Source organism: Thermomonas fusca (assembly GCF_005862345.1).
GTDB classification, from domain to species: Bacteria; Pseudomonadota; Gammaproteobacteria; order Xanthomonadales; family Xanthomonadaceae; genus Thermomonas; species Thermomonas fusca.
In genome coordinates this window covers 476,633-503,245 of the sequence record NZ_SROY01000002.1, presented here as the reverse complement: position 1 = coordinate 503,245, position 26,613 = coordinate 476,633, and the positions used below count along the sequence as shown (strand labels likewise).

General features: G+C 70.2%; 16 protein-coding genes and 1 pseudogene. 4 read left to right on the top strand and 13 right to left on the bottom strand.

The features are described 5' to 3' along the window. Positions 1–23 precede the first annotated feature (23 nt). Positions 24–506, top strand: a complete 483-nt coding sequence (locus tag E5S66_RS06540) for a peroxiredoxin (protein ID WP_138348461.1) — start codon at positions 24–26, stop codon at positions 504–506. A gap of 52 nt (positions 507–558) precedes the next feature. On the opposite strand, the gene pbpC is transcribed toward E5S66_RS06540, so the two are convergent. The 13 genes from pbpC to E5S66_RS06475 all read right to left on the bottom strand — a co-directional run bounded on the left by pbpC (position 559) and on the right by E5S66_RS06475 (position 22,850). Beyond that, a complete protein-coding gene (pbpC, locus tag E5S66_RS06535) occupies positions 559–2,952 on the bottom strand; it encodes a penicillin-binding protein 1C (protein ID WP_138348460.1) in 2,394 nt (797 codons plus the stop codon). 7 nt (positions 2,953–2,959) lie between these two features. Then, positions 2,960–7,903, bottom strand: a complete 4,944-nt coding sequence (locus E5S66_RS06530) for an alpha-2-macroglobulin family protein (RefSeq protein WP_138348459.1) — start codon at positions 7,901–7,903, stop codon at positions 2,960–2,962. 99 nt (positions 7,904–8,002) lie between these two features. Further along, positions 8,003–9,118 (bottom strand): HDOD domain-containing protein, encoded by a 1,116-nt coding sequence (locus tag E5S66_RS06525; protein ID WP_171033490.1) that lies wholly within the window; start codon positions 9,116–9,118, stop codon positions 8,003–8,005. Between the two features lie 132 nt (positions 9,119–9,250). Then, positions 9,251–11,818: a DNA gyrase subunit A gene (gene gyrA, locus E5S66_RS06520; RefSeq protein WP_028839935.1), complete on the bottom strand. Its 2,568-nt coding sequence runs from the start codon at positions 11,816–11,818 to the stop codon at positions 9,251–9,253. Between the two features lie 289 nt (positions 11,819–12,107). Beyond that, complete coding sequence (gene mtnA, locus E5S66_RS06515; protein WP_028839934.1) at positions 12,108–13,175, bottom strand: S-methyl-5-thioribose-1-phosphate isomerase; 1,068 nt, start codon at positions 13,173–13,175, stop codon at positions 12,108–12,110. A 69-nt stretch (positions 13,176–13,244) separates the two neighbouring features. Next, complete coding sequence (locus E5S66_RS06510; protein WP_138348457.1) at positions 13,245–13,976, bottom strand: DUF3011 domain-containing protein; 732 nt, start codon at positions 13,974–13,976, stop codon at positions 13,245–13,247. A 146-nt stretch (positions 13,977–14,122) separates the two neighbouring features. Beyond that, on the bottom strand, positions 14,123–15,091 hold the full coding sequence (epmA, locus tag E5S66_RS06505; RefSeq protein ID WP_138348456.1) for an EF-P lysine aminoacylase EpmA: 969 nt from the start codon (positions 15,089–15,091) through the stop codon (positions 14,123–14,125). Next, positions 15,088–17,460 (bottom strand): NAD-dependent DNA ligase LigA, encoded by a 2,373-nt coding sequence (ligA, locus tag E5S66_RS06500; RefSeq protein WP_138348455.1) that lies wholly within the window; start codon positions 17,458–17,460, stop codon positions 15,088–15,090. Before ligA ends, epmA begins: the two co-directional genes overlap by 4 nt. 129 nt (positions 17,461–17,589) lie before the next feature. Continuing rightward, complete coding sequence (locus E5S66_RS06495; RefSeq protein WP_028839930.1) at positions 17,590–17,805, bottom strand: hypothetical protein; 216 nt, start codon at positions 17,803–17,805, stop codon at positions 17,590–17,592. 63 nt (positions 17,806–17,868) lie between these two features. After that, positions 17,869–18,585: a cell division protein ZipA gene (gene zipA / locus E5S66_RS06490; RefSeq protein WP_138348454.1), complete on the bottom strand. Its 717-nt coding sequence runs from the start codon at positions 18,583–18,585 to the stop codon at positions 17,869–17,871. A 22-nt stretch (positions 18,586–18,607) separates the two neighbouring features. Continuing rightward, entirely contained in the window at positions 18,608–22,111 is a 3,504-nt protein-coding gene (smc, locus tag E5S66_RS06485; RefSeq protein ID WP_138348453.1) for a chromosome segregation protein SMC, read from the bottom strand. A 131-nt stretch (positions 22,112–22,242) separates the two neighbouring features. After that, positions 22,243–22,479 carry a BolA family protein gene (locus tag E5S66_RS06480; RefSeq protein WP_138348713.1) on the bottom strand — a complete coding sequence of 79 codons (237 nt, stop codon included), beginning with the start codon at positions 22,477–22,479 and terminating at the stop codon, positions 22,243–22,245. A gap of 71 nt (positions 22,480–22,550) precedes the next feature. Further along, the gene (locus tag E5S66_RS06475) at positions 22,551–22,850 is read right to left on the bottom strand and encodes a YciI family protein (RefSeq protein WP_138348452.1); all 300 of its coding nucleotides are present in this window, start codon (positions 22,848–22,850) and stop codon (positions 22,551–22,553) included. Between the two features lie 345 nt (positions 22,851–23,195). Between E5S66_RS06475 and E5S66_RS06470 the strand changes: the two genes are divergently transcribed. The 3 genes and pseudogenes from E5S66_RS06470 (at position 23,196) to E5S66_RS06460 (ending at position 26,534) form a co-directional block, all read left to right on the top strand. Beyond that, the gene (locus E5S66_RS06470; RefSeq protein WP_138348451.1) at positions 23,196–24,101 is read left to right on the top strand and encodes a segregation and condensation protein A; all 906 of its coding nucleotides are present in this window, start codon (positions 23,196–23,198) and stop codon (positions 24,099–24,101) included. Then, a pseudogene (scpB, locus tag E5S66_RS06465) lies at positions 24,098–24,655 on the top strand (SMC-Scp complex subunit ScpB); the annotation flags it as partial. The gene E5S66_RS06470 and the pseudogene scpB, both read left to right, overlap by 4 nt. Positions 24,656–24,860: 205 nt before the next feature. Next, complete coding sequence (locus tag E5S66_RS06460; protein ID WP_138348450.1) at positions 24,861–26,534, top strand: pseudouridine synthase; 1,674 nt, start codon at positions 24,861–24,863, stop codon at positions 26,532–26,534. Positions 26,535–26,613 lie beyond the last annotated feature (79 nt).

The following is a 26,613-nucleotide window of genomic DNA, read 5'->3' as shown; positions in this document are numbered from 1 at the left end:
GCTCATCGAAGTGAGGCCCGGTCATGTCGATTCAAGTCGGTCAGCACCTTCCCGAAGCGGTTCTGCAGTACATCGACAACGGTGTGCACCGGATCGACACCCACAGCCTGTTCGGCGGACGCAAGCTGGTGCTGTTCTCGGTGCCGGGCGCGTTCACGCCGACCTGCTCCGAACGCCACCTGCCCGGCTTCATCCAGCATTTCGATGCGTTCCGCGCCAAGGGCATCGAGGTCGCCTGCATGGCGGTGAACGATGCCTTCGTGATGCAGGCCTGGGGCAACAGCCAGGGCGTGCCGCAGGGCATGAAGATGCTGGCCGACGGCAATGCCGACTTCACCCGCGCGCTGGGGCTGGAGCTGGACGCCAGCGGCTACGGCATGGGCGTGCGCAGCAAGCGCTTCGCGCTGTATGCCGAGAACGAGATCGTGCGCGGCCTGTGGGTGGAGGCGCCGGGCGAATACCGGGTGTCGTCGGCGGAAAACGTGCTGGCCAATCTTCCGGCCTGATTGCACCTGCCACCGCGGCGCGATGCGCATTCGCGCATCTTTGCCCGGCGCGTCACGGTGACCGCGGCAGGATCGCGAAACGCAGGCTGTCCCAGGCGCCGCTGTCGGCCAGCGCGGTGAGTTCGTGCCGGCCCGGCTCCGCGAACTCGCGCAGCAGGGGCCGGCCGCCTTCGGTTTCACCGATCCAGCGGCCGTCCAGCAGCCACTGCACCCGCGCGCCGGCGCCCAGCGCACGCAGCGCAAGCCGCACGCCGGCGCCGCGGCCCGGCGGCGCAGCGAGCACGGCGCCATCGTTGACGCCTTCGATACGCAGGGTTTCCAGCGCGCCGCGGCCGTCGTCCGCGCAGTCGTCGGCCAGAGGCGGCAGGGTCGCGCCGGCACGCCAGGCCGTCGGCAGCCACGGCATCGCCAGCGCCGGCCAGCGCGCGATCTGTCGCGCCTGCGCGACATGCGGCAACCGGCAGTCGGCGGACAGCCGGCGCCCGCTGCCGGCATCCACTTCGAAGCGCTCGATGCCGGCGCTCCACAGCCGCGCCTGGCGCTCCGGCAGGGTCGGCGGCACCATCCCGTCGAGCGTCCACGCCCCTCGCCGCCGCTGGCACAGCGCGTCCGGCTGCGCGCTGGCGGCAGTGCCCAGCGGCCAGCAGATGTCGATTTCGGCCACGCTGGCCGGCATCGGCACGCGCCGCGAATCGCCGGGCGCGCGCGGCAGGCTGTCGACCACTTCGAACAGCAGCGGCAGTGCGGTGACCGCGCCGTACTGGCCGGGCAGCGGCGTGCCGTCCGGCCGCCCCACCCACACGCCCACGCTGTAGCGCGGCGTTGCGCCGATCGCCCAGGCATCGCGGAAGCCGTAGCTCGTGCCGGTCTTCCACGCCACCTGCGGGCGCCGGCCGGTGTCGAACATGCCCTCGGCCTCGCCGGGGCGCGGATGGGCGGCCAGGATCTCGCGCACGATCCAGGCCGCGCCGGGCGATAGCAGGCGGCGTTCGAGCTTCGGCGCATCGCCGGTATAGCGCACCCGCCCGGCGATGCCGCCGCGCTGCAGGGCGGCAAACGCGCCAACCAGATCCTCCAGCCGCGCGCCGGTGCCGCCCAGGATCATCGACAGGTTCGGCGCCGCCCCACGCGGAAGCCGCAGGGTGATGCCCGCGTGCTCCAGCCGCGCCGCGAAGCGCGCTGGCCCGACCCGGTCCAGCAGGTCCACCGCCGGCACGTTGAGCGACAGCCGCAGCGCCTCGGCCACGCTGACCGGGCCGTTGAAAGCGGTATCGAAATTGGACGGCCGGTAGCCGCCGAACGACTGCGGCGCATCGACCAGCAGGCTTTCCGAATGCACCAGGCCGTAGTCCAGCGCCATCCCGTACAGGAACGGCTTGAGGGTGGAGCCGGGCGAACGCCAGGCCTGCACCATGTCGACATGGCCCAGCCGCGCCTTGTCGGCGAAGGCCAACGAGCCCACGTAGGCGCGCGCTTCAAGACTGGCGTTGTCGACCACCAGCAACGCCGCCGAGGTGCGCGGCGGCAGGTCGGAGAAATACGCCGCGACCCGTTCCTCCAGCGCACGCTGCAGGGCCGGCTCCAGCGTGGACACGATGCGGCGTGCCTGCGGCCGCGCGGCGTGCAGGCGCTGCGCCAGCAGCGCGGCGTCCATCGGCGCGCGCAGGCGGCGCGACACCACGTTCTCGATGCGCGCATCTTCCACCTGTGCGCGCGTCCACACGCCGCGCGCGGCCATCCGCGCCAGCAGCTTGTCGCGCGCAGCCTGCGCCGCCTCGGGGTAGCGGTCCGGGCGCAGCCGGCTGGGCGCCTGCGGCAGCACCGCCAGCAGCGCGGCCTCGGCATGCGACAGCCTTGATGCCGGCTTGCCCAGGTAGGCCCAGCTGGCGGCCTCCACGCCTTCGATGGTGCCGCCGAACGGCGCGCGCTCCAGGTACAGGGTGAGGATCCCGCGCTTGGACAGATGCGCTTCCAGCTGCAGCGCACGCAGCAGCTGGCGCAGCTTGCCGGCGACGCTGCGGGTGCGCGCGCCGTGCAGGCCGGGATCGATGATCCGCGCCACCTGCATGGTCAGGGTGGAGCCGCCGGAGACGATGCGCCGGCTGGCCAGCATCTGCGCGCCGGCGCGCAGCATCGCCACCGGGTTGATGCCGGGATGGCGCCAGAACCAGCGGTCCTCGTAGCCCAGCAGCGCCTGCACGTACAGCGGCGACACCTGCTCCGGCGTGGCCGGATAGCGCCAGACGCCGCCCGCGTCGGCAAACGCGCGCAGCGGGCTGCCGTCGCGGGCGGTCACCACGGTGGCGGAATCGCGGCCCTTGGGCAGCGGCAGCGGAAAGGCGAAATCAAGGACCAGCAGGGTCAGCAGCAGTGCGGCCGTGCCCCAGCGCAGCCACGCCAGCAGGCGCCGCCAGCGCTGGCGGCGCAACGCACTTGCGAACGTCATCGCGGCCTCAGGGCTGCACCACCGTGATCCGCTCCGGCACCGCCTTGCCCACCCCGCGCAGCGCCGGCCGGTACATGTCCTCCGCCAGCGGCGGCGGCACGGTGTAATTGCCGGGGGTGACCGCGCGCACGAGGTAGAACAGCTTGGCGGTGCTGCCCGCGTCCAGCTTGAGCGCCGCCACGTAACGGTCGTCGCGGAACTCCTCGTGGCGCAGGTTGACGCTGTCACCACGCTCGCCGATGCCGATGCCGTCCACCACCACCTCGGCCCACTGCTTGGCATCACCGAGGTTGAAGTTCTCGATCTCCAGCCCCGCGGGCAACAGGTCGGTGAGCAGCGCGTCCGGCATGTCGCGGTCTGCCGTGACGGCAACGCGCACGATCAGCGCTTCGCCCTCCTTCAGCGCCCGCGGCGCCCACGGCTTGCCGTCGGTGCCGAACAGCGCCCGCTCGACCTTGATCACGCTGGCATCCGGCGCAGGCGCGGCGCGGGGCACGCCGGCCACGTCGAGGCTGGCGTAGAACGGCGGCTCGCCGGCCGGCAGGAAGCGCAGGCCCTTGGCCAGGGTGGCGTAATCGACGTCGCGGGCAAAGCTGCGCGCCTTGGCGATGGCTTCCTCGGTGCCGCCGGTGACCAGCTTGCCGGCCACCTCCTTCTTCACGTCCATCAGCAGCGCCTTGCCCAGCCGCGCCAGCGCGATCTGTTCCTGCGTGCTCAGCCAGAACCACGACGACGCGCGACGGCGCGCATCCAGTTCGCGGCTGACCTCGATCACCTTGGCATCGAACGCCGGCCTGGCATAACCGCGCTCGTGGGTCATCGCGATCATCAGCGCCATGTCGCGCAGCGGCGTGCCGTAATCGCCCAGCCAGTCGTGGCGGTCGCCTTCGAAGGCGAAGCCGGCGGCGATCGCCTTGCCGCCGCGCACCTTGTCGCCCTGCATCGACAGCGCCAGCCCGAGGTGGACCAGCGGCAGCCCCTTCAGCGCCTGCTTGCGGTCGTTGTCGTACAGCGCCCGCAGTGTCCCCAGCGGCGCGCGGTTGACCCGCGCCAGCACGTAGCCGGCATGCGTCTGGTAGGCGAACTTGAGGTACTGGCGGTGGCTGCGCCCGTAGAACTCGTTGCCTCCGGACAGCAGGTCTTCGCTGAGCCGCTGCAGCGCCTTCTGCAGCACCGCCTCGGGCACCACGAAGCCGGCCTGGCGCGCGTCCAGCAGGAACTCGGCGATGTACGGCGTCAGCAGGGGATCGACGTTGTCGTCGTCACCCCACATCGAGAAATGGCCGTTGCCCGCCTGCATCGACGCCAGCCGGCCGAACGCGCCCTCCATGCGCGCGCGCCGCTTGCCGGCGTCCAGCCCGGCCACGCCGAAGCGCCGGGCGGTTTCCGCATCCAGCGCCAGCGCCGCGTAGCCCTTGCTGGTGGTCTGCTCGGCGCAGCCATAGGGGTAGTCCAGCGCGCCCTTCAGCGCGGCGCCGAACGGGATCGGCGGCAGCGCGCTGACCAGCATGCGCGCACGCACCGAGCCCGGCAGCAGCCCTTCGGCAAGGCCGGCATCCATCGATGCCGCCTCGCCCGCGCCCAGCACCTGCGTGCGCGAGCGCAGCACCTGCGGCCAGCCCGCGCGCACCGGCAGGTCGTACCTGCGGTCCACCTTGAAGCCGTTGCCATCCACCCGCACCCGCACCTGCGCCACGCCATAGCCTTCCTGCGCGGTCAGCGGGAAGCTCAGCGTGGACTTGGCTTCGCTGGCCAGCTTCAGCGTGCGGCTGGCCTCGCCGATCGCGGCCGGGCCAATCCCGTCCAGCTGCACCTTGAACTCGCCACTTTTGCCGGTGAAGTTGGTGATGTCCAGGCTGACCATGCCGCGATCACCCGGCGCCATCGCGCGCGGCATGCTGGCCTCGGCGACGATCGGCGCGCGCACCACCACTTCGGCATCGCGATTGCCGTACTGCGCATCGGCATAGACCAGCGCCGACACCCGCAGGGTGCCGTTGAAATCCGGCACCGGCAGCGACACGCGCGCGGTGCCCCTGGCGTCCAGCTTCACCGGCCCGGCGAACAGGTCCACCGTCTGCACCCGCGCGGTCGGCCGCCGCGCCTGCGGCAGCGCGGCCAGCGCCATGTCGCCACCGAAGCGCAGCTTGGCGATGCCGCCGTCGAAACTCTCGATGACCCGGCCGTAGATGTCGTACGCATCCACGCCCAGGCGGCGCTGGGCGAAGAAATGCGCGCCGGCATCCGGCACCGGGAAGCGGGTGATGTTGAGGATGCCCACGTCCACCGCCGACACCGTGGCGTAGGCCGTCTTGCCGGCCAGCTGCGGCGCGCTCAGCGTGACCTGCAGCGGCTGCTCGGGGCGCACCTGTTTCTTCACCGCCAGGCCCACGGCGATGCGGCGGTCACGACGGTCCATCGGCACGAAGGCCTCGCCCACCGCGCGCGCCGGGGTGATCTTGCTGGACGCGCTGCCGCCGCGGAACACCAGCGCGGTCACGTACACGTCGTGGCGTTCCCAGTCCTGCGTCACCGGGATTTCCACCACGGTGCCGGGCTTCACATCCACCGACTGCACGAACAGCATGCGGTCGCTTTCCACCATCACCACGCCCTTGCCGGCATGCGGCGGCGTCAGGGTGACCTTCAGCTTGTCGCCGGCGCGATAGGCGGTCTTGTCCAGCGCCAGCTTGACCTTGTCCGGGCGCGCGTCCAGCCCGCGGTTCTCGTCGCCCCAGCCCCAGCCGGCGCGGAACGGGTAGCGCATGGTCAGCCTGGTCGCCGGGTCGAACACCTCCAGCCGGTAGTCGCCCCACTCCACCGGGAAGTCGATGCGCGCCGCGGTGGCGCCGGCGTCGATGCTGCGCGTCTCCACGGTCTGGAAACGACGGGTGAAATCGTGGCGCCAGCCGCTGTCCTCGTCGTGGCTCCAGTGGTAGTCGCGGAGTTCGCGCACCAGCGACACCTTCAGCCCGGCGGCCGGCCGCGGGCGGCCGTCGCTGCCGTAGCGCATCAGCTCGAAGCCGGCGCTCGCATTGGCATTGGCGCCGTCCTCGTCGTCGAACAGCGGGCGCACGCCGACCAGCGCATCGGCCGGCCACAGCGTGCGCACGAGGCTGCGGTTGACGCTGCGGCCGCCGGACTCGAACAGGCTGCCCGCCACGATGGCCTGCACCGGCGTGGTGCCCTTCACTTCCTCGGGCAGCGGAATGTCCTTGCGCAGCTCGCCTTTCGCATCCAGCTCGGCATCGATGGCATCCGCGGCGTCCTTCGGCAGCGCCACGGTGGGATCGCCGAAGAACCAGCCCTTCAGATTCTCCAGCGGGTGCTGGTCCACCCGCACCGTCAGCTTGGCGGTGAAGCGGTTGCCGGCGGCCGGCGCGCCGTAAAGGTAGGCGCCCTTGGCATGCAGCGCCAGCGGCTGGCCGGGGCGCAGGATCGGCGCCGCGCTGCCGAGGTCCAGCTTCATCCGCTCCGGCAGGAACTCCTCGATGCGCAGGCTCATGCCCTGCACCGCCTCCTTGCTGGCCGGATCCGTGCGGAACTCCACCTGCCAGCGACCGGTGGGCGCTTCGACCGGGATGGTTTTCTCGAAGCGGAAGTAGCCCTGCGCACCGGGCTGGATGCGCGACTCGACGAAGGTCCTGCCATCCGGCTGTTTCAGCCGGACGAACAGGGATTGCGACTTGCCGCCCTTTGCCTGCACCGGCCGGCCGTCGAAGTCGCGCAGCAGCGCGGAGACGCGCACGGTTTCATCCGGGCGGTAGAGGTCGCGGCCCGACCAGGCGAACACGTCGAACCAGGCCTGCTCGCGCCCGGCCACGGCGAATTCGGACAGGTCCAGCGCCGGCTGGTTGAACGGCAGCATCGACATGTCCTTGCCGCGCAGCGCGGTGAGCACGTGCCCGGCGTCCAGCCGGTAGTCGAGCAGCGCGTTGCCGTTGCCGTCGGTGCTGCCCTTGAACACCGGCTGGCCGCGCGCATCCAGTACCCGCAGCTCGACGTTGGCAAGGCCGGCACCGCTGGCCAGCGAGGCGGTATGCACGAACAGCTTGTCCTTGTAGGCGCGCGCGTGCAGGCCGATGTCGCTGACGCTGAAGTAGGCGACGTCGAACTCGCCCTTGAAGCTGCCGGCCTGTTTCATCACCGCGAAGTACAGGCCGGGCTTCTGCAGCTCGGCGATGTCCTGCAGCGGCAGGTAGGTCAGCACCCGCTCGTTGCGTTCGCCCCCCAGCACGAAGCGGTTGACGTACACCGGTTCGGCCAGCTTGCCGATCGGCGCGCGGCTGTCCGCATCGTCCGGGTCGTACCAGGACGGGTCCAGCTCCCAGCTGCCGCGACGGCCGCCGCGCTGGTAGTCGGCGAAGAACTTCGGCAGCGCGTCGTCGCGCACGCGGAGGAACTCGACGTCGACCTCGTCCACGTTCACCGACACCACCGGCAGCCCGCGCGATTCCTTCGCCGGGATCACGCTGCCCTGCGAAGCGAAACCCACCGCGGGTTCCAGCTCGCCGGTGAACACCTTCAGTTCCAGATCCTTGCCCAGCTTGCTGCCGTCGGCGGCGGTCAGCGCGGCGGAAATCCGCAGCGTGTAGTGCTTGTTCGCCTCGACATAGGGAAAGCGCAGGGTCTTGCCGTCGTCGGACAGCGCCCAGCCGCTCTGGCCGTCGCCCTTGGCATCGATCACCAGCAGCTTGTCGAAATCCTGGGTGCCCACCAGCGGGCGCGAGAACTCCACCGCCACCGCCAGCCCGTCCGGGCGCTGGTCGGGCCAGGCGCGCGCCACCGCGAAGCCGGTGATCTTCGCGCGCTCGGCCTTGATCGCCTCGCCGCTGGGAGCCGGCAGTTGCCCGCCCGGGTCGCGCTTGCAGCCGGCAATTCCCGTCGCCAGCAGCCCAAGCAACAGCAGCGCCAGCAGGCGCGCGGGCAGAAAGGTCCGTGCACGCATCATCGCGATATCCATTCCGTGGGATCGCGCCGAGTATAGGGGGCCTACGCGGGCTGGCACGCAGGATGGCGCGGCGCGGAACGCCCGGCGCAGGACGCGCGGTCAGACCAGCAGGCGCTCCCACATGCCGGCGAAATCGGCGTGGATCCGGCGGTGCTGCGCCCATGCCTCCAGCATCGCCAGGCCTTCGTCGCGGCTGAATTTCCCCTGCCGGGCCAGCATCGCCAGCGCCGCCGCCAGCCGCCCGGCGCGCAGCGCCCGCCCCAGCGGATCGGCCGGCATTCCGTCCGCACGCTGCGCATCCAGTGCGGTGCCGATCCGCTCGGACAGCTCCCACGACACCGCGATGCGGTGCGCCATCGGCGCCGTCTGTTCGTCGAGCACGCGGGCCACGGTGCGCGGGTCCGGCGGCAGGTGCGGGTGCAGCGCGTAGTTGTCGCGCAGCACCTGCGCCACCATGATCGCGCCCAGCCCGTGCAGCAGCCCCACCATCTGCGCGGCGAATGCGTCCTCCTGCCCGCGCCCGCCGCGAATCATGCCGGCGGCAACGTCAGAGGCCAGCTGGGTGTGTTCCCAGATCACCCCGGGCAGCCGGCCCAGCGGGCCTTCGCCGGTCTGCATGACCGGCTGCACCAAGGCCGCGGCGATGACCGGGCGCAGCCCGTCCAGCCCGAGCAGGGTGGCGGCGCGCATCAGGCTTTCGACCGGTTTTTCCTGGATCCGGTAAAACGGGCTGTTGGCGATGCGCAGCAGGTTGGCCGACAGCGCAGGGTCTTCGCTGACGATGCGCGCGATGTGTTCCAGCGATACGTCGGGATCGTTGATCGCCCGCATCAGCTTGGGCAGCAGGTAAGGCCGGCGCGGCATGTGCCGGGCCTGGAACTGCGTCCGCGACAGCAGGTTGGCGCAGGCCGCGGCGATGGCCGCATGCGCGGACGCTGCTTCCTCCGGCGCAACCGCCACTGGCGCGGCCCCGACGGTCTTGGTGTCCACCGCCAGCGCATACAGTTCGCGCACCAGCGTGCGACCGCGCGGGATCCCGGGGTCGGCAACGTCTCCGGCATCTGTCGGCGGCCAGTCTTCGTCGTCATCCTGCGCATCCGCAGGATCGATTGTCGGGCGCCGATCCGCCGCATCGGCATGGAACGACCACCATGCGCCGATCCCGGCCAGCACCGCCACCGTGCCCGCTACCGCCACCCATCCCACAGCATCCATCCGCGACTCCACCGGCCCCGTTGCACGTCCTGGATCCCGCTGCATCCTGTGCGGGAAGGGGACAGGCTAGCCGATGTAAGCACGGAGTGGCAGCCGCGCGCGCGCCGGGCCTCGTCGGCCCGGCGCCAGGACTCAGGCGACGGGATCTTCCGCGCCGTCGCTGCTTTCGTCGTCCAAGGTGGCATCCAGGCGCTCGATCGCCTGCAGCTTCTCGTCCGCCGCCAGCCGCATCAGGGTCACGCCCTGGGTATTGCGGCCGACCTGGGCGATCTCCGCGGCGCGGGTGCGCACGAGGGTGCCGCCGTCGGAAATCAGCAGCACGTCGTGGCGTTCGGTGAGCTGGATGGCGCCGACCAGCGCGCCGTTGCGCTCGTTGGTCTTGAGCGCGATCACGCCCTGGGTGCCGCGGCCCTTCTTCGGGAACTCGTCGATCGGGGTGCGCTTGCCGAAGCCGCGCTCGCTGGCGGTCAGCACGTCGCCGTCGCCATCCACCACGATCAGGCTGCGCACTTCCTCGCCGTCGGCCAGCTTCATGCCGCGCACGCCGGTGGCGGTACGGCCCATCGGGCGCACGCTGTCGCCACCGAAACGCACGGCCTTGCCATTGCTGGCGAACAGCATGATGTCGCGGGTGCCGTCGGACAGCTCGGCGTTCACCAGCGCATCGCCCTCGGCCAGGTTGATGGCGATCTTGCCGCGCGCCAACCGGAACGCGTATTCGGTCAGCGGGGTCTTCTTCACCGTGCCGTTGCGGGTGGCGAAGAACACGTACTTGCCGTCCTCGTACTCGCGCACCGGCTGCACCGCCTGCACCTTCTCGCCTTCTTCCAGCGGGATCCAGTTGATGATCGGGCGGCCGCGCGCGTTCGGCCCGGCCTCCGGCAGCTGGTACACCGGCAGCCAGAACACGCGGCCGTGGCTGGTGAAGGTGAGCAGGGTGTCGTGGGTGTTGACCAGCCACAGCTGGTCGATGAAATCCTCGTCCTTGGTCGCCGCCGCGTTGCGGCCCTTGCCGCCGCGCTTCTGCGCGCGATAGGTGGTGGCCGGCTGGCGCTTGGCGTAGCCGGCGTGCGACAGCGTGACCACCACGTCTTCCGGCGCGATCAGGTCGAGGATGTCGAGGTCTTCCTCGGAGGCGCGGATCTCGCTGCGGCGCGGGTCGTTGAACTCGGCCTTGACCAAGCGCAGCTCCTCGCGGATTTTCTCCAGCAGCACGTCCGGATTTTCCAGGATCAGGATCAGCCCGGCGATTTCTTCCAGCAGCTGGCGGTATTCGTCGGTCAGCTTCTCCTGCTCCAGCCCGGTCAGGCGGTGCAGGCGCATTTCCAGGATCTGCTGGGCCTGCGTCTCGGTCAGCTGGTAGCCATCCGCCTGCAGGCCCACGCCGGCCGGCAGGTCTTCCGGCCGGCTGGCCTCGGCGCCGGTGGCGGCCAGCAGCGCGCCCACCAGCCCCGGCTGCCAGCGCCGCGCCAGCATGCGCTCGCGGGCGACGCCCGGGTTCTCCGAGCTCTTGATCAGCTCGATCATCTCGTCGATGTTGGCCAGCGCAACGGTCAGGCCTTCGAGGATGTGCGCGCGCGCGCGCGCCTTGCGCAGCTCGAAGATGGTCCGGCGGGTCACCACTTCACGGCGGTGGCGGACGAAGGCCTCGAGGATCTGCTTGAGGTTCAGCAGCCGCGGCCGGCCATCGACCAGCGCCACCATGTTGATGCCGAACACCGACTCCATCTGGGTCTGCGAGTACAGGTTGTTCAGCACCACGTCGGCGGATTCGCCGCGCTTGACCTCGATATAGATGCGCATGCCGTCCTTGTCGGACTCGTCGCGCAGTTCGCTGATGCCCTCGAGCTTCTTCTCCTTGACCAGCTCGGCGATCTTCTCGATCAGCCGCGCCTTGTTCACCTGGTACGGGATCTCGGTGACGATGATCGACTCGCGGCCGTTGTCGGCCACTTCGATGTCGGCACGGGCGCGCATGCGCACCCGGCCCTTGCCGGTGCGGTAGGCGACGTGGATGCCGCCGACGCCGTTGATGATGCCGGCGGTGGGGAAATCCGGGCCGGGGATGTATTCCATCAGCCCGTCGATGTCGATCTGCGGGTCGTCGATCAGCGCCAGCAGCGCGTCCACCACCTCGCCCAGATTGTGCGGCGGGATATTGGTGGCCATGCCCACCGCGATGCCGGCCGAGCCGTTGACCAGCAGGTTCGGGAACCGGGTCGGCATGACCGTGGGTTCCAGTTCCTTCTCGTCGTAGTTGGGCTGGAAATCGACGGTGTCCTTGTCGATGTCGGCCATCAGCTCGTGGCTCAGCCGCGCCATCCGCGCCTCGGTGTAGCGCATCGCCGCCGCGGAGTCGCCGTCGACCGAACCGAAGTTGCCCTGCCCGTCCACCAGCAGGTAGCGCAGCGAGAACGGCTGCGCCATGCGTACCAGCGTGTCGTACACCGACTGGTCGCCGTGCGGATGGTACTTGCCGATCACGTCACCGACGATGCGCGCCGACTTGTAGTACGGCTTGTTGCTGTGCGCGCCCAGTTCATTCATCGCGAACAGCACGCGGCGGTGCACCGGCTTCAGGCCATCGCGGACGTCCGGGAGCGCGCGCCCCACGATCACGCTCATCGCGTAATCGAGGTAGCTGCGACGCATCTCGTCTTCCAGCTTGACGGGGATGATTTCCTTGGCGGATTCGGCCATCGTGCGTCCGTTTTTCGTGGTGGTGCCTATCGTGAATTCCGGCCCGCAGGCGACCAGCGGAAACCTGTTCCGCAAGTGCGTCCGGCGGGAATATCAACAACACGGAATCATACCATCCGGGTGCCTTTAAAGCACCCCGATTCCATCGGAAATCAAGCAGTTGCGCGGCTTCCAGGGCGCCATGCGTCGCCCCGCAGCGGCATTTCCCGGTGCCTGAAGCGCGATCGCGGCCAAGAGGGCGAAGTCCACGCCGCCCGCCCGATCACGGGAACGCTGCGAAAGCCGCGTCTCAGGCGCCGAACAGCGCCCGCATGCGCGCCGCGTCCGGGCGTTCGACCACCCCTTTTTCGGTGACGACGGCGTCGATCAGCGCATGCGGGGTCACATCGAAAACCGGATTCCACGCGCTCACGCCGTCGGCCACCACGCGCTTGCCGCGGAACGACAGCAGCTCGGCCGGGTCGCGCTCCTCGATCTCGATCAACTCGCCGGAAGCCGTGCCCATGTCGACGGTGGAGGACGGCGCCACCACCATGAACTTCAGCCCGTGGTGGCGGGCCGCGATGGCCAGCTGGTAGGTACCGATCTTGTTGGCGGTATCGCCGTTCGCGCAGATGCGGTCGGCGCCCACCACCACCCACTGCACCTGTCCGGTCTTCATCAGGTGCGAGGCGGCGGCGTCGGCGATCAGGGTGGCGTCGATGCCGTCCTGCGCCAGTTCCCACACGGTCAGCCGCGCGCCCTGGTTCCACGGCCGGGTCTCGGTGGCGAACACGCGCGCGATGCGGCCGTCGGCCACGCCGGCGCGGATCACGCCCAGCGCGGTGCCGAAGCCGGCGGTGGCCAGCGAGCCGGTGTTGCAGTGGGTCAGCACGCCGCTGCCGGGCGCGATCAGCGCGGCGCCGGCGCGGCCCATCGCGCGGTTGGCGGCCAGATCCTCGGTTTCGATGGCAAGCGCCTCGTTCTCCAGCGCCGCGCGCCAGTCGTCGCCCGGATCCAGCGCAGCCAGCGCGTCGCCCATGCGCGCCAGTGCCCAGGCCAGGTTGACGGCGGTGGGGCGGGCGGCGTTGAGTCGCTGGATGGCGGGCTCCAGCAGGCGCGAAGCTTCGGCCGCATCGGCGGTTTCCAGCCCGCGGCCGGCCAACACCACGCCCCAGGCCGCGGCGATGCCGATGGCGGGCGCGCCGCGCACGGTCAGCGCGCGGATCGCTTCGGCGACCTCGTCGCTGCTGCGGCAGATCTCGTGGACCACGGTGAACGGCAACACGCGTTGGTCCAGCAATTCCAGCGTCTCGCCGTTCCAGCGGATCGGGCGGACGTGGTCGTAGCGGTCGTAATCGATGGCGGAATCGTTCATGCCCGCATTTAACCACGGCCATCGCGGGGTGCCTGCGCACCCCGCGATGCCGTCACGCGCCCGCTGCGATCAGAAGCTGCGGAATTCGGCGCGGCAGCCCTGCGCCACCCAGATGCCGTTGCGGCCATAGCCCCAGCTGCGACCTTCGATGCAGGACGCGCGCGACAGCTGGCGAACCAGCTGCACGCCGGCGCGGGTGTTGGCCGCGCATTCGACGTAGCGCCCGTCGTTGGATTCGCAGCGGAACATGCGGCCGCCGTAGCCGTAATCCGGGCGGTCCCAGCTGCCACCGCGGCGCACCGCGAACTCGCCGCGGCAGCCCTGCGACACCCACACGCTGCCGCGCTCGGTACCCCAGCTGCGGCCCTCGATGCAGGCCGAACGCGACAACTGCCGCACCAGTTCAGCGCGTCCGCGACCGGGGAACGCGCAGCGGTTGTAGCGGCCATCGTTGGAATCGCAGCGCACGATGTTGCCGTAGCCCTGCCCGTATCGGTCGTCCCGGCCATAGCGGTCACCGCCCCGGTCGGTCAGGCGGAAGTCGGCGCGGCATCCCTGCGACACCCACACGCTGCCGCGCGCGGAACCCCAGCTGCGGCCCTCGATGCACGGCGCTTTTGATAGCTGCCTTTCCAGCATCGCCCGCGCACCTCCGGTGGGGCATTCGCGGGTGCGGCCGTCGTTGGATTCGCATCGGATGACCTGATCGCGATAGCCGTCGCCGCCGTAGTACTGGGCGGCAGCTGGAGCCGCGGCGGAGCCGGCGAACAGGGCGATGGCAATGACAAGCTGGCTACGCATGGGCTGGCTCCTCCTGGCTCGGCCCGGCATGGGCACGATTCACGGCTCCGACTGTAGGCGCGCCGGATTAACCGCAGGCAAAAATAGCGCGTCCGCCAGGCGTATGGACACGACGCATTCAGATTTAGCTTCGGCTGCCTTCGCGCTCAGGCGCGGGCGAAATCGAATGCCAGCACATCGGCGATGCGTGGCGTGCCCAACAACGACATCAGCAGCCGGTCCACCCCCAGCGCCACCCCGGCGCAGGCCGGCAGGCCGTGCTCCAGCGCCGCCAGCAGCGCGGCATCCAGGGGGATCGCCGGCTGGCCGCGCTGTGCGCGCACCTGCACATCGCGTTCGAAACGCAACTGCTGCTCGCGCGCATCGCGGAGCTCGTGGTAGCCGTTGGCCAGCTCCAGCGGGCCCAGATACAGCTCGAAGCGTTCCGCCACCGGCGGATCCTCGGCACGGATGCGCGCCAGCGCCGCCTGCGACGCCGGCCAGTCGTGCACCGCCAGCAGCACGTCGTTGCCGAACAGCGGCTGCAGCCGATGGGTCATCAGCAGGTCCAGCCAGTCGTCGCGGGTCAGGCCGTCGGGATCGATGCGCACCTCGCCCAACGCGTTGCGCAGGGTGTCGATGTCGGCGGTCAGGGGATCCAGCTGCAGGCGCTGCCAGTACAGATCGCGGAAGGTCGTGACCACCGGCGCGGCGTCGCGCCCGACCAGCGCCAGCGCGGCGCGCACCAGCGCCACGGTTTCGTCGAGCAGGCGCAGGTGGTTCCAGCCGATCCGGTACCACTCCAGCATGGTGAATTCGGGGTTGTGGCGACCGCCAGCCTCGCCGTCGCGGAACACCCGGCCCAATTCGTAGCAGTCGCCGATGCCCGCCGCCAACAGGCGCTTGAGCGCGAACTCGGGCGAGGTGCGCAGCCAGCGCGTGCGCGGCGCGCCGTCGGTGCGGCCGCAAAACTGCAGCGAAAACGAGGCGATGTTCGGCTCGGTATTGCCAGCCAGCGACAGCACCGGGGTTTCCACTTCCAGCACGCCGCGGGCGTGGAAGAATTCGCGCACCAGGCGGTTGAAGGCGGCGCGCAGGCGCAGCGCGTCAGGCAGCGCGGTCGGTTCCCAGCTCATGCGTGCTGCGCCAGGAACGCCAGCAGCTTCGCTTCGTCCCAGACTTCGATCCCGAGCTCCTCGGCCTTGGCCAGCTTGGAGCCCGCCTCGCTGCCAGCCACCACGAACGAGGTCTTCTTCGACACGCTGCCGGCCGCTTTCGCACCCAGCGCTTCCAGCTTCTCCTTCGCTTCGTCGCGGCCCATCGACACCAGCGTGCCGGTCAGCACGACGGTCTTGCCGTCCAGTGGTCCCGCCGCCTGAGCGCCGCGCTCGGGCAGGCGCGCGCGCAGCTCCGCCTGCGCCTGCGCGGTGCGCAGCAGCAGGCCGGCGTTGGCCTCGATCTCCAGCCACGCAACCAGCGCGCCGGCGGTCTCGGCCGGCAGGCCGGCGGTGACCAGGTTGTGCACCGGCGCATCCAGCAGCGCCTGCGCGTCGGCGAATGCGCGGCCCAGCTGGGCCGCGCGCAGGTCCGTGACTTTCGGAATTTCCAGGTCCAGCAGCAGTGTCGCCAGGTCCAGCGCCTCGGCCAGCTTCGGATTCGGCGCCCGCGCATCGGTGATGCGCACGCCGCGCGCCAGCAGGCGGTCGATCACCTGCTGGTTGCCGGGCTGGTCGAGGAAATGACCGAGCGCGCGCGCGACTTCGCCACCGATGTCGGGCACGCGCTTGAACAGCGGCCAGGGCAGGTGGCGGATCAGCTCGAGGTCGCCGAACCACTGCGCCAATGCCTTGGCGGTGCTTTCGCCGACGTGTTCGATGCCGAGCGCGTACAGGAAGCGGGCCAATGTCGTCTCTCGGCTGCGGTCGATCGCCTCGATCAGGTTGTCGGCCCACTTGGTCGCGACCTTCCCGGCCTTCACCGTCTCTGGAATGGAGCCGTCGCGCTCGTCCACGCGGCGCTTCATTTCCAGCAGGTCATCCAGCGTCAGCCGGTACAGGTCGGACACGTCCTGCAGGTAGCCGAATTCGGCCAGCGATTCGATGTAGCGCTCGCCGAGGCCGTCGATGTCCATCGCGCGGCGCGAGGCGAAGTGGAACACCGCCTGCACCCGTTGCGCCGGGCAACTCAGTTCACCCGAGCAGCGCCACACCGCCGCGCCCTCCTCGCGCACCACCTCCGCGCCGCAAACGGGGCAGCGCGTCGGCATCGACCACGGCTGCGTGCCCGGCGGGCGCTGTTCCAGCACCACCTGCACCACTTCCGGGATCACGTCGCCGGCGCGGCGCACGATCACCGTATCGCCATTGCGCACGTCCAGCCGCGCCACGTGGTCGGCGTTATGCAGGGTGGCGCGGGTGACGGTGACGCCGCCGACCTGCACCGGTGTCATCAGCGCCCACGGCGTCACCGCGCCGGTGCGGCCGACGTTGACTTCGATCGACTCCAGCACGGTCATCTGTTCCTGGGCCGGGAACTTGTGCGCGATCGCCCAGCGCGGCGCGCGTGAAACGAAGCCGAGCTCACGCTGGCCGGCGTAGTCGTCGAGCTTGTACACCACGCCATCGATGTCGAACGCAAGGCCGTCGCGGGCGGCGCCGATACGCTGGTAATAGGCCAGCAGCCCTTCGACGCCCTGCACCACCGTGGCCAGGTCGCTGACCGGGAACCCCCATTCGCGCAGCAACGCCAGGGTGGCCGAATGGGTGGCCGGCAGCGCGCCGCCCGCAACCTCGCCGATACCGTAGGCGAAGAAGCTCAGCGGCCGCTGCGCGGTGACGGCCGGGTCCAGCTGGCGCAGCGAACCGGCGGCGCCATTGCGCGGATTCGCCAGCACCTTGCCGCCGTGCAGGCGCGCGTGTTCGTTGTACTTCTCGAAGTCGGCGCGCGGCATGTAGACCTCGCCGCGCACTTCCAGCACCTCCGGCCAGCCGCTGCCGCGCAACTTCAGGGGAATCGCCTTCAGCGTGCGCAGGTTCGCGGTCACGTCCTCGCCGCTGGCACCGTCGCCGCGGGTGGCGCCCTGCACGAACACGCCATGCTCGTAGCGCAGGCTGATCGCCAGGCCGTCGAGCTTGGGCTCGGCGGAAAACGCGAGCTCGCCACGATCCAGCGTCTCGTCGATGCGGCGCACGAAGTCGCGCACTTCCTTGTCCGGGTCTTCACCAGGTTTCGGATCGGGGTTGCTGAACGCATTGCCCAGCGACAGCATCGGGATGGCGTGGCGGACTTCGGCAAACCTGCCCGATGGCGCGCTGCCAACGCGCCGGGTGGGCGAATCGGCAGTCGCAAGCTGCGGGTGCGCGGCCTCCAGTTCATCCAGCTCGCGCAGCAGGCGGTCGTACTCCGCATCCGGGATATCCGGCGCATCGAGGACGTGGTAGCGGTAGCTGGCGTCTTCCAGCTTCTTTCGCAGCTCGGCGGCGCGTTCGGCGAGGGTGGCGGTCATGCCGCGATTTTAGCGTTGCCGCGGTGAGCGCCAACGGACGGTGGCGGGTTCCGGCTCTGTCCGCATTCGCCCCGGTCGATCACGCCAAGCCCAAGCCCACCAAAGTCCGACCCGGAATCGAGGTGGGTTTCAGAGCATCCGCGGCGCGCTGGAAAAGTACCCGCCGGTGGTTTCGTAGCTGAGCGCGCTGCTGGCGTTGAACAGCGCGGCGGTGGCGGTGAACTGGGTGGGACTGAGGAACACCTGGGTGGTCGCCGACGAGCCTTCCAGGGTGTAGTAGAGCCAGTATCTCTTGTCGCTCGGCTTGTAGCCGAAGCTGTAGCTCTCGACCTTCTTCCACGCCATGGCCTGTCCCCGCTTTGTGTGTGTCCCTGCAACAACGGAGGATCCGGGCCGGACAGGCCGGCGCTACCAGCGCGACGTCTTGCCCAGCGGCGGCGCGGCGTTCTGGCGGTCGTAGGCACGCAGTTCGTCGCGGATGTGCTGGATGCGCTGGCGGCCCAGCGCGCTGCGCTCCTCGTCCAGCACCACACCGTCCAGCAGGTCGGCCATGCGCTGCGCGGCGGGCTCCATGGTTTCCCAGGCGTTCAGTGCCGGCAGCGGCGCCGGCAGGGTGAGGAAGAAGGCGATGGCAGGGGTTTCGACCTCGGCGATGCGCGCCATGTCGAAGCTGCCAGGCTTAATGATGTTGGCCACGCTGAAGATCGGGCCGGCTTCGGGCCGGCCGTCCACCAGGCGGTGGAACACGTCCATGTAGCCGAAGGTCAGGCCGGCCTTCTCGGCGGCGACCACGATGTCGGACCCGCGCAGCTTGTTGCCGGCCTTGGCGGCGACGTACAGCGAGATGATGCGATCGAACTGTTCGCCCGGGCGCCGGCCCAGCTCGCTCTGCGGCGCGCCGGTGGCCAACGGCAGTTCCTCCTGCTCGACCTCGGCGTCGCCCCAGCTGTCGGCCAGCTGTTCGCCCAGCGAGGGCTCGGCGCGGTCGGCGGCGTCGCGCGCGGACTCGCGGGGCACGCGGCGGCCCTGCCCGTCCTTGCGGCTGCGGCCGAAAAAGATGATCGCACCGAGCAGCAGCGACATCGCCACCGCGATGCCGATCCGGAGCAGGGTCATGTCCGACATCAGGCAATCTCCACGAAACAGGTTATGCGGCGCCGGCCAGGCGCGCGGCCTCGGCCAGGTCGACGGATACCAGGCGCGACACGCCCGGCTCGCGCATGGTCACGCCCGAGAGCTGCCGCGCTGCTTCCATCGTCGCCTTGTTATGGGTCACGAACAGGAACTGTACCGCCTCGCTCATCTCGCTGACCATCGCGGTGAAGCGGCCGACGTTGGCTTCGTCCAGCGGCGCGTCCACCTCGTCCAGCAGGCAGAACGGCGCGGGGTTGAGGCGGAAGATCGCGAACACCAGCGCCACCGCGGTCATCGCCTTCTCGCCGCCGGACAGCAGGGTGATGTTGGACACGCGCTTGCCCGGCGGCCGCGCCATGATCGTCACGCCGGTGTCCAGCAGGTCGTCGCCGGTCAGTTCCAGATAGGCGTGGCCGCCGCCGAACAGGCGCGGGTACAGCTCCTGCACGCCGGCGTTGACACGGTCGAAGGTGTCCTTGAAACGGCCGCGGGTTTCGCGGTCGATCTTGCGGATCGCTTCTTCCAGCGTATCCAGCGCAGATGTCAGGTCGGCGTCCTGCGCATCCAGGTATTCCTTGCGCTGCGCGGCCTCGGCATGTTCGGCGATGGCGGCCAGGTTGACCGGCTCCAGCCGCCGCAGCTTGCCGTCCAGCTCGCCAACCGTGCGCTCCCACGCGCCCGCGTCGGCGTTTTCCGGCAGCGTGTTCAGAACCTCGTCCATGACGAAGCCGGCCTCGACCACCGCCGCGGTGAACTGCTCGGCCTTCAGCGCCAGCGCCTGCTGGTCGAGGCGGCGCTGGCCGATGGCCTCGCGCTGCTCCAGCGCCTGCGCATCGCGCTGCTGGCGCACCTGCTCGTGCTGGCGCAGATCGGCGTCGACGCCCTCCAGCAGCGAGCGCGCCTGCGCCAGCTCGCGATCCACCCGCACGCGCTCTTCCAGCGCGGACTGGCGCTCGGCTTCCAGCGTCTGCACCGGCGCGTCGCCCTCGGCCATCTGCGCGGCCAGGTCGCCCAGCCGCGAATCCAGCTGGCCGCGCTGGCCGCCCATGCGTTCCAGCGCCTGCGCCAGCGCCACCGCCTGCACGCGCTGCGATTCCAGCGTCAGCGCCAGCGCGTGGGCGGCGTCGCGGGCCTCGCGGGCGGCGGTGCGCGCGGCCTCGCGCTTGTCGGTGAGGTAGCGACGCTCGTTTTCCAGGGTCTGCCGCGCCGACTCCAGATTGCCCATCCGGCCCAGCGCGTCGTCGATGCGGATGCGCGCCTCGGCGGCCTGTTCCTTGTTCGCCTCCAGCGCTTCGCCCAGCTGCGCCAGCTCACCGTCGATGCGGGCGATGCGGTTGCGCGCGTTCTCCAGCCGGCCCTGCTGGCTCTGCAGCTGGCCGGCCAGTTCCGACACGTTGCGATGGGCCATGTACAGCTGGCGCTGCGCGTCCTCGCGCTGCTGCTCGGCCGCCAGATGGGCGTCGCGCAGCTGGATCAGCGCGGCGTCCAGTTCGCGTTCGCGCTGCTGGTGCTGTTCGATGTCGCCGCGCAGGCTCTGGATTTCCTTCTCGCGCAGCAGCGCGCCCTGCTTGGCCGCGCCGGAACGGGCGATGCGCACCCAACCGTCGCCAAGCCGCTCGCCGCCACGGGTGATGACCGAATCGCCCTCGCCCAGCGTGGCCTGCAGCGCGCGCGCATCGGCCAGCGTGTCAGCGGCGTGCAGCCGCGCCAGCAGGCGCCGGATCGCGCGCGGGCCCTGCACTTTCGCCGCCAGCGAGGTGGCGGGATAGTTGGTGTCATCGGCGGCGCCGGCGACCAGCGCCAGCCGGCCTTCGCCGAGTTCGCCCAGCGCATCGACCAGCTGCTCCGGCGCCTCCACGATGACCGCTTCGATCAGCTGGCCCAGCGCGGCTTCGACCGCATTTTCCCAGCCGGCCTCGACCTGCAGGCGTTCGCCGACGCGGGCGGCATCGTGCAGGCCATGCGCTTCCAGCCACTGTTTGGCCGCGCCTTTTTCCTGCCCCAGTGCCGCCGCCTGCAGGGTTTCCAGCGAAGACAGGCGGCCGCGCGCGCCCTGCGCCTGCTTGCGCAGTTCGGCCAGTTCCGACTGGGCAGCGCGCTGGCGCTCCTGCACCTCGCCGCTGGCCTGCTTGCGCGTTTCCACTTCACCGGTCAGCGACTCCAGCGATTCCTTCTGGGTTTCGTGCTGCAGCTGCAGCTGCTCGAAGGCATCGCTGAGGGTGTCGAGATCCAGTCCGGCGCGCTCTTCGCGCAGCTGCTGGCGGCGGCGGTCGGCGTCGAGGATCTGCCGGTCCAGGTGTTCGATGCGGGTGCGCTCGACGTCGCCGGCGCGCGCGGCTTCGGCCTGGTCGCGGCTGTGCGTGTCCCAGCGCTGCTGCCAGTCGGCCAGCCGGGTTTCCGCCTCGCGCAGCGCGTCCTGCCGCAGCAGGTCTTCTTCCTGCAGCAGTTCAAGCCGGGGTTCGGCGTCGGCCAGCGCCTCGCGCAGCACGTCGAGCTTCTGCTGATCGCCGCTGATATGGCTGCCCAGTTCGGCCAGCGCTGCCTGCGCCTCGTCGCGGGCGCGCTGCAACCGCACCGACAGCTCGCGCTGGTGGGCGATCTGCTGTTCCACCCGCGCCAGCGTGCTGCCCACCTGATAGACCGCGGCCTGCGCGGTATTGAGCGCGTCGCTGGCGGTTTCGCGGCGCTCGCGCCCGGTTTCCAGCTCGCTTTCGGCGTGGCGCTGCTCGGCGATCAGCTGCTCCAGCCGGGTTTCCTCGCGCGCCAGTTTTTCGCGCAGTCCCTGCAGGCGGGCGTCCAGCGCGCGGAACTCCAGCGCCTTCCATTCGGCGTCCTTGACCCGGCGTTCGGCCTGGATCGCGGTGTACTGCTCGGCCTGCTTGGCCTGCCGCGCCAGGTGCTGCAGCTGCTTGCCGACTTCCTCGCGCAGGTCGTTGAGGCGGTCCAGGTTCTCGCGGGTGTGGCGGATGCGGGTCTCGGTTTCCTTCCGCCGCTCCTTGTACTTGGAGATGCCGGCCGCCTCTTCCAGATAGACGCGAAGTTCCTCGGGCTTGGCCTCGATGACCTGCGAGATCATGCCCTGCTCGATGATCGAATAGCTGCGCGGTCCCAGACCGGTGCCGAGGAACAGGTCGGTGATGTCGCGGCGACGGCACTTGCCGCCATTGAGGTAGTAGCCGCTCTGGCCGTCGCGGCTGACCGTGCGCTTGACCGAGATTTCGTTGAACGCCGCGTATTCGCCGGTGATGGTGTGGTCGCTGTTGTCGAACACCAGTTCCACGCTGGCCTGCGACACCGGTTTGCGCGCCGAACTGCCGGAGAAGATCACGTCGGTCAGCGAATCGCCGCGCAGGCGGCTGGCGGCGCTCTCGCCCATCACCCAGCGGATCGCGTCGATGATGTTGGACTTGCCGCAGCCGTTGGGACCGACGATGCCGGTCATGTTGGTCGGCAGGTGCAGCGTGGTCGGATCGACGAAGGACTTGAAGCCGGACAGCTTGATGGTGGACAGGCGCATGCGCGTCGGTGAACCCTTGGCGGCGCGAACCCGCGCCGCTGGAAAATTGGACTGAATCGATCCCCTAAACCATTGTTTTATCTAAGGGAAACTCTGCGGCAACCCGATGCCGACAGATGAGTATAGCGGCGCTATGCGACCTCGTCGGGGGTTCGCGCGCGGATCGCCAGGGCGTGGATGTCGGTCTGCATCATCTCGCCCAGCGCGGCGTAGACCAGCCGGTGCCGGGCCAGCGGCAGCTTGCCGGCGAAGGCGGCGCTGACGATGTCGACGCCGAAATGCCCCTGCCCGCCACGGGCGCCGGCATGTCCGGCGTGCCTGTGGCTGTCGTCGCTGACCTCCAGCGACAGCGGCGACAGCGCCTGCATCAGCAGCTCGCGGATGCGCTCGACCCGCGCCGGGTTCAGGCGCGGAATGTCGGCCTCGCTCCAGCCGCCGCTCACGGCAGCACCTTGCGGAACGGGCGCACGTCCACCCGCGCGTACACGCCGGCGGCGCAGTAGGGATCGGCATCGGCCCAGGCGCGGGCGTCCTGCAGCGAATCGAAGCGGGCCACCACCAGGCTGCCGGAGAAGCCCGCCGGGCCCGGATCCTCGGCGTCGATGGCCGGGCATGGACCGGCCAGCAGCAGCCGGCCCTCGTCGCGCAGCGCCTGCAGCCGCGCCAGGTGTTCCGCCCGCGCCGCCTGCCGCCGCGCCAGCACGTCCTGTCCGTCGTAGCCCTCGATCACGTACCACATCGCATCCGCCCTCCATGAACCGTTACCGCCATTGTAGGGGCGGCCAGTGGACAGCCGCGGCGGCAGCCCGTACCCTTGACCGATCGTGTAAGGCCCGATCCCGCGGCCGGTGCGGCCATCCGGCGCTCCACGCCGTCCCGCACCCGCCGATCCGGCCTCCCGCCACCCGTTCCGATGCCGCCCGCTGGCCGGGTGCATGCGCGCAGTGGCGGATTGCTGCAGGCGCAAGGTGACCCGGCCGGTACGGCCATCGACACATGCCGTGGCCCGGAGGGGGCCGCAAACCAGATGACATCCGAATCCAGCAGCGGCCCGGCGGCCGATGCCCCCGCCCACAATCCGAGCATGCGCCCCGAACAGCAGGCCGCGCCACAGCAGCAGGAAATGCCGCTGGCGATGGTGCTTGGGCAGCCGGTGGTGGAAATCCCGAGGGACCTCTACATCCCGCCGGACGCCCTGGAAGTCATCCTCGACGCCTTCGAAGGTCCGCTGGACCTGCTGCTGTACCTGATCCGCCGACAGAACCTGGACATCCTCGACATCCCCGTCGCCGAGATCACCCGGCAGTACGTGGACTACATCCAGGCCATGCACGAGATGCGCTTCGAGCTGGCCGCCGAATACCTGGTGATGGCCGCGATCCTGGCCGAGATCAAGTCGCGCATGCTGCTGCCGCGCCCGCCCAGCGAGGAAGGCGTGGAAGACGACCCGCGCGCCGACCTGGTGCGCCGGCTGCAGGAGTACGAGCGCTACAAGAAGGCCGCCGAGGACCTGGACACCCTGCCGCGGCAGGACCGCGACACCAGCGTGGCCACGGCCCACCTGCCCGATCGCGCCGCGGTGCGGCTGCCGCCGCCGGTGGAACTGAAGGAAATGCTGCTGGCCCTGCACGACGTGTTCAAGCGCGCCGAGCTGTACACCCAGCACGCGATCAAGCGCGACGCGCTGAGCGTGCGCCAGCGCATGGGCGAACTGCTGGAGCGGCTGGCCGGCGGCGCCTTCCACCGCTTCGAATCGCTGTTCACGGTCGAGGAAGGCAAGCTGGGCGTGGTGGTCACCTTCCTCGGCCTGCTCACCCTGGCCAAGGAACAGCTGATCGACATCGTGCAGGACGAGCCTGTGGACGTTCGCCAAGGCGAACGTCGGCCGCTGGCGCCGATCTACGTGAAGTCGCTGACCACGGGCGAAGACGCGCCCGCGCTGGACGAGCTTTCCAGCGAGTTCGATGACGCAACCGGGCCGAATGCATGACCGAAATCGACCAATCCCTTGTCACCCGCATCGTCGAAGCGGCGCTGCTGGCCTCCAGCCAGCCGCTGACGCTGGTGCAGCTGAAGGGCCTGTTCCCGCTGGACGAACCGGCGCCCGAGGACAGCGTGGAAACCGCGCTGCGCGAGCTGCAGGCCGGCTGCGACGGGCGCGGCGTGGAGCTGGTTGAAGTCGCCTCCGGCTGGCGCTTCCAGATCCAGGCCGACGTGCACCCGTGGGTGGCGCGGCTGTGGACCGAGCGGCAGACCAAGTACACCCGCGCCACCCTGGAGACGCTGGCGCTGATCGCCTATCGCCAGCCCATCACCCGCGGCGAGATCGAACAGATCCGCGGCGTCACCGTGAACAGCAGCATCATCAAGGCGCTGGAAGAGCGCGAGTGGATCCGCGTGGTCGGCCATCGCGACGTGCCCGGCAAGCCCGAGCTGCTGGCCACCACCAAGACCTTCCTGGACTACTTCGGACTGAAGCGGCTGGACGAACTGCCGCCGCTGTCGGAACTGAAGGAGATCGGCGAGCTGGAACCGCAGCTTCCGTTTGCCCCGGCCATTCCGGCCGGGATGGAAACGGGGTCGGAGAACATTTCCAGCCAAGCAAGCCCGAACGAAGACAGCGATGGGGAAATGGTCTCGGACCCCATTTCCGTACACGCTCTGCCCGAACAACCCCAACCCAACCAAGACCCACACGGAGACGACGCGAATCCCTCGGCTGACAGCCGCGCATCGTCGGAGCAAGCACATGAGCAATGAAGATTCCAAGACCCGCCGCCCGCTGAGCCTGAAGCGCGCCGCCACCGAAACCGCCGCCACCCCGCAGATCAGCGAACGCCTGCACAAGGTGCTGGCGCAGGCCGGCCTGGGCTCGCGCCGCGCGCTGGAAGCACGCATCGCCGAGGGCCTGGTCAAGGTCAACGGCGAGGTCGCGCAGACCGGAATGAGCATCACCGGCGGCGACAAGATCGAGATCGACGGCCGCACCTTCGTGGCCAGCGCGCTGACCGATCCGCCGCGCGTGCTGATGTACAACAAGCCGGAAGGCGAAGTGACCACCCGCGAAGACCCCGAAGGCCGCCCGACCATCTTCGACGCACTGCCCTCGCTGAAGGGCGCGCGCTGGATCGCGATCGGCCGGCTCGACATCAACACCACCGGCCTGCTGCTGCTCACCACCGACGGCGAGCTGGCCAACGCGATGATGCATCCCAGCCACGAGGTGGAACGCGAATACGTCTGCCGCGTGCGCGCGCCGGAAGGCGAGGAAAGCGTGTCCGACAAGCTGGTGGACCGGCTGGCCCGCGGAGTTGCGCTGGAGGACGGCCCGGCCAAGTTCGACGAGATCGAGCGCGTGACCGGCGCCAATGCCCCGCAGGAAAGCAGCCACGACTGGTTCCGGGTGCTGTTGAAGGAAGGCCGCAACCGCGAAGTACGCCGGTTGTGGGAATCGCAGGGCTGCCAGGTCAGCCGCCTGAAGCGCATCCGCTACGGCCAGGTGCGCCTGCCGCAACCGCTGCTGCGCGGACAGTCGCAGGAGCTGCCGCAGGCCGAGGTCGAGGCGCTGCGCAAGGCGGTGGGGCTGGAAGACGGCGCGCCGTCCGCGCTGACGCTGATGCCGGTGCTGGGCCAGCGCAAGGCTGGCAAGACCGTGGTGACCGGCAACGCCCGTGGCCACGGCTACGTGGGCGGTCACACCACCGCAGACGAAGGCCGCGAACTGCGCCGCTTCGACGCCTTCCGCGAGGATCGCGGTCGCCGCGGCGCCCCCCGCAAGCCCGGCGGCCTGACCGTCAGCGGCGAGATGGCCGCGGCGCAGCGTGACAAGCACCTGAAGATGAAAGGCCCGCGCCAGCCCGGCCAGCGCATGAAGCCCGGCGAGCAGCGCGGCGACAATCCGGCGGCGATGCGCACCTGGTTCGTGCCGGATGGCGTGGACACCGGCCCGTCCGGCCACCGCAACCCCGGCCAGCGCGGCCCGAAGAAGTTCGGTGACAAGCCGTTCGGCGAACGCAGCGGCGGCGCTGGCCGCCCCGGCGGCGGCAAGCCGCGCGGACCCGGTGCCGGCTTCGGCGGCGACGCTCGCGGCCCCAAGCCGTTCGGTGAGCGCGGCCCGCGCCGTGAAGGCGGCCCGGGTGCCGGCGAAGCGCGTCCGCAGCGCGCGCCCAAGCCTTACGGCCATCCGGGCAACGCCCCGCACTTTCCGTCCGACCATGCCCACGGCGGCGGCTTCAACCCGTACGGCGGCAGCGGCCACGGTGACGCCCGTGGCCCGCGTGGCCCGCGTCCGGGCGGCCCGCGTCCAGCCGGCCCGCGTCCGGCCGGCCCGCGCCCGGGCGGCAACCGCAATGGCCCCGGCAATGGCCCGCGCGGGCCGCGTCCGGCCGGCGGCAACCGCGGCCCGCGCGGCGGCAGCAAGTAAGCCGCAGCGTTTTCCAGTTGAAGCCATGCCATCACGCCCGCAGCTGCGGGCGTGATGGTTTCAGCGGGGCAAAGCCTGC

Excerpts from the sequence above, each read along its gene's own strand:
- E5S66_RS06480 (WP_138348713.1), bottom strand. The coding sequence starts at position 22,479 with ATGCAGGCGCTGTCGCCGCTGTCGCTGGAGGTCAGCGACGACAGCCAC.
- E5S66_RS06470 (WP_138348451.1), top strand. The coding sequence starts at position 23,196 with ATGCGCCCCGAACAGCAGGCCGCGCCACAGCAGCAGGAAATGCCGCTG.
- E5S66_RS06460 (WP_138348450.1), top strand. The coding sequence starts at position 24,861 with ATGAGCAATGAAGATTCCAAGACCCGCCGCCCGCTGAGCCTGAAGCGC.
- E5S66_RS06475 (WP_138348452.1), bottom strand. The coding sequence starts at position 22,850 with ATGTGGTACGTGATCGAGGGCTACGACGGACAGGACGTGCTGGCGCGG.
- ligA (WP_138348455.1), bottom strand. The coding sequence starts at position 17,460 with ATGACCGCCACCCTCGCCGAACGCGCCGCCGAGCTGCGAAAGAAGCTG.
- E5S66_RS06510 (WP_138348457.1), bottom strand. The coding sequence starts at position 13,976 with ATGCGTAGCCAGCTTGTCATTGCCATCGCCCTGTTCGCCGGCTCCGCC.
- E5S66_RS06495 (WP_028839930.1), bottom strand. The coding sequence starts at position 17,805 with ATGGCGTGGAAGAAGGTCGAGAGCTACAGCTTCGGCTACAAGCCGAGC.
- pbpC (WP_138348460.1), bottom strand. The coding sequence starts at position 2,952 with ATGACGTTCGCAAGTGCGTTGCGCCGCCAGCGCTGGCGGCGCCTGCTG.
- E5S66_RS06530 (WP_138348459.1), bottom strand. The coding sequence starts at position 7,903 with ATGATGCGTGCACGGACCTTTCTGCCCGCGCGCCTGCTGGCGCTGCTG.
- E5S66_RS06540 (WP_138348461.1), top strand. The coding sequence starts at position 24 with ATGTCGATTCAAGTCGGTCAGCACCTTCCCGAAGCGGTTCTGCAGTAC.
- smc (WP_138348453.1), bottom strand. The coding sequence starts at position 22,111 with ATGCGCCTGTCCACCATCAAGCTGTCCGGCTTCAAGTCCTTCGTCGAT.
- zipA (WP_138348454.1), bottom strand. The coding sequence starts at position 18,585 with ATGTCGGACATGACCCTGCTCCGGATCGGCATCGCGGTGGCGATGTCG.
- gyrA (WP_028839935.1), bottom strand. The coding sequence starts at position 11,818 with ATGGCCGAATCCGCCAAGGAAATCATCCCCGTCAAGCTGGAAGACGAG.
- epmA (WP_138348456.1), bottom strand. The coding sequence starts at position 15,091 with ATGAGCTGGGAACCGACCGCGCTGCCTGACGCGCTGCGCCTGCGCGCC.
- E5S66_RS06525 (WP_171033490.1), bottom strand. The coding sequence starts at position 9,118 with ATGGATGCTGTGGGATGGGTGGCGGTAGCGGGCACGGTGGCGGTGCTG.
- mtnA (WP_028839934.1), bottom strand. The coding sequence starts at position 13,175 with ATGAACGATTCCGCCATCGATTACGACCGCTACGACCACGTCCGCCCG.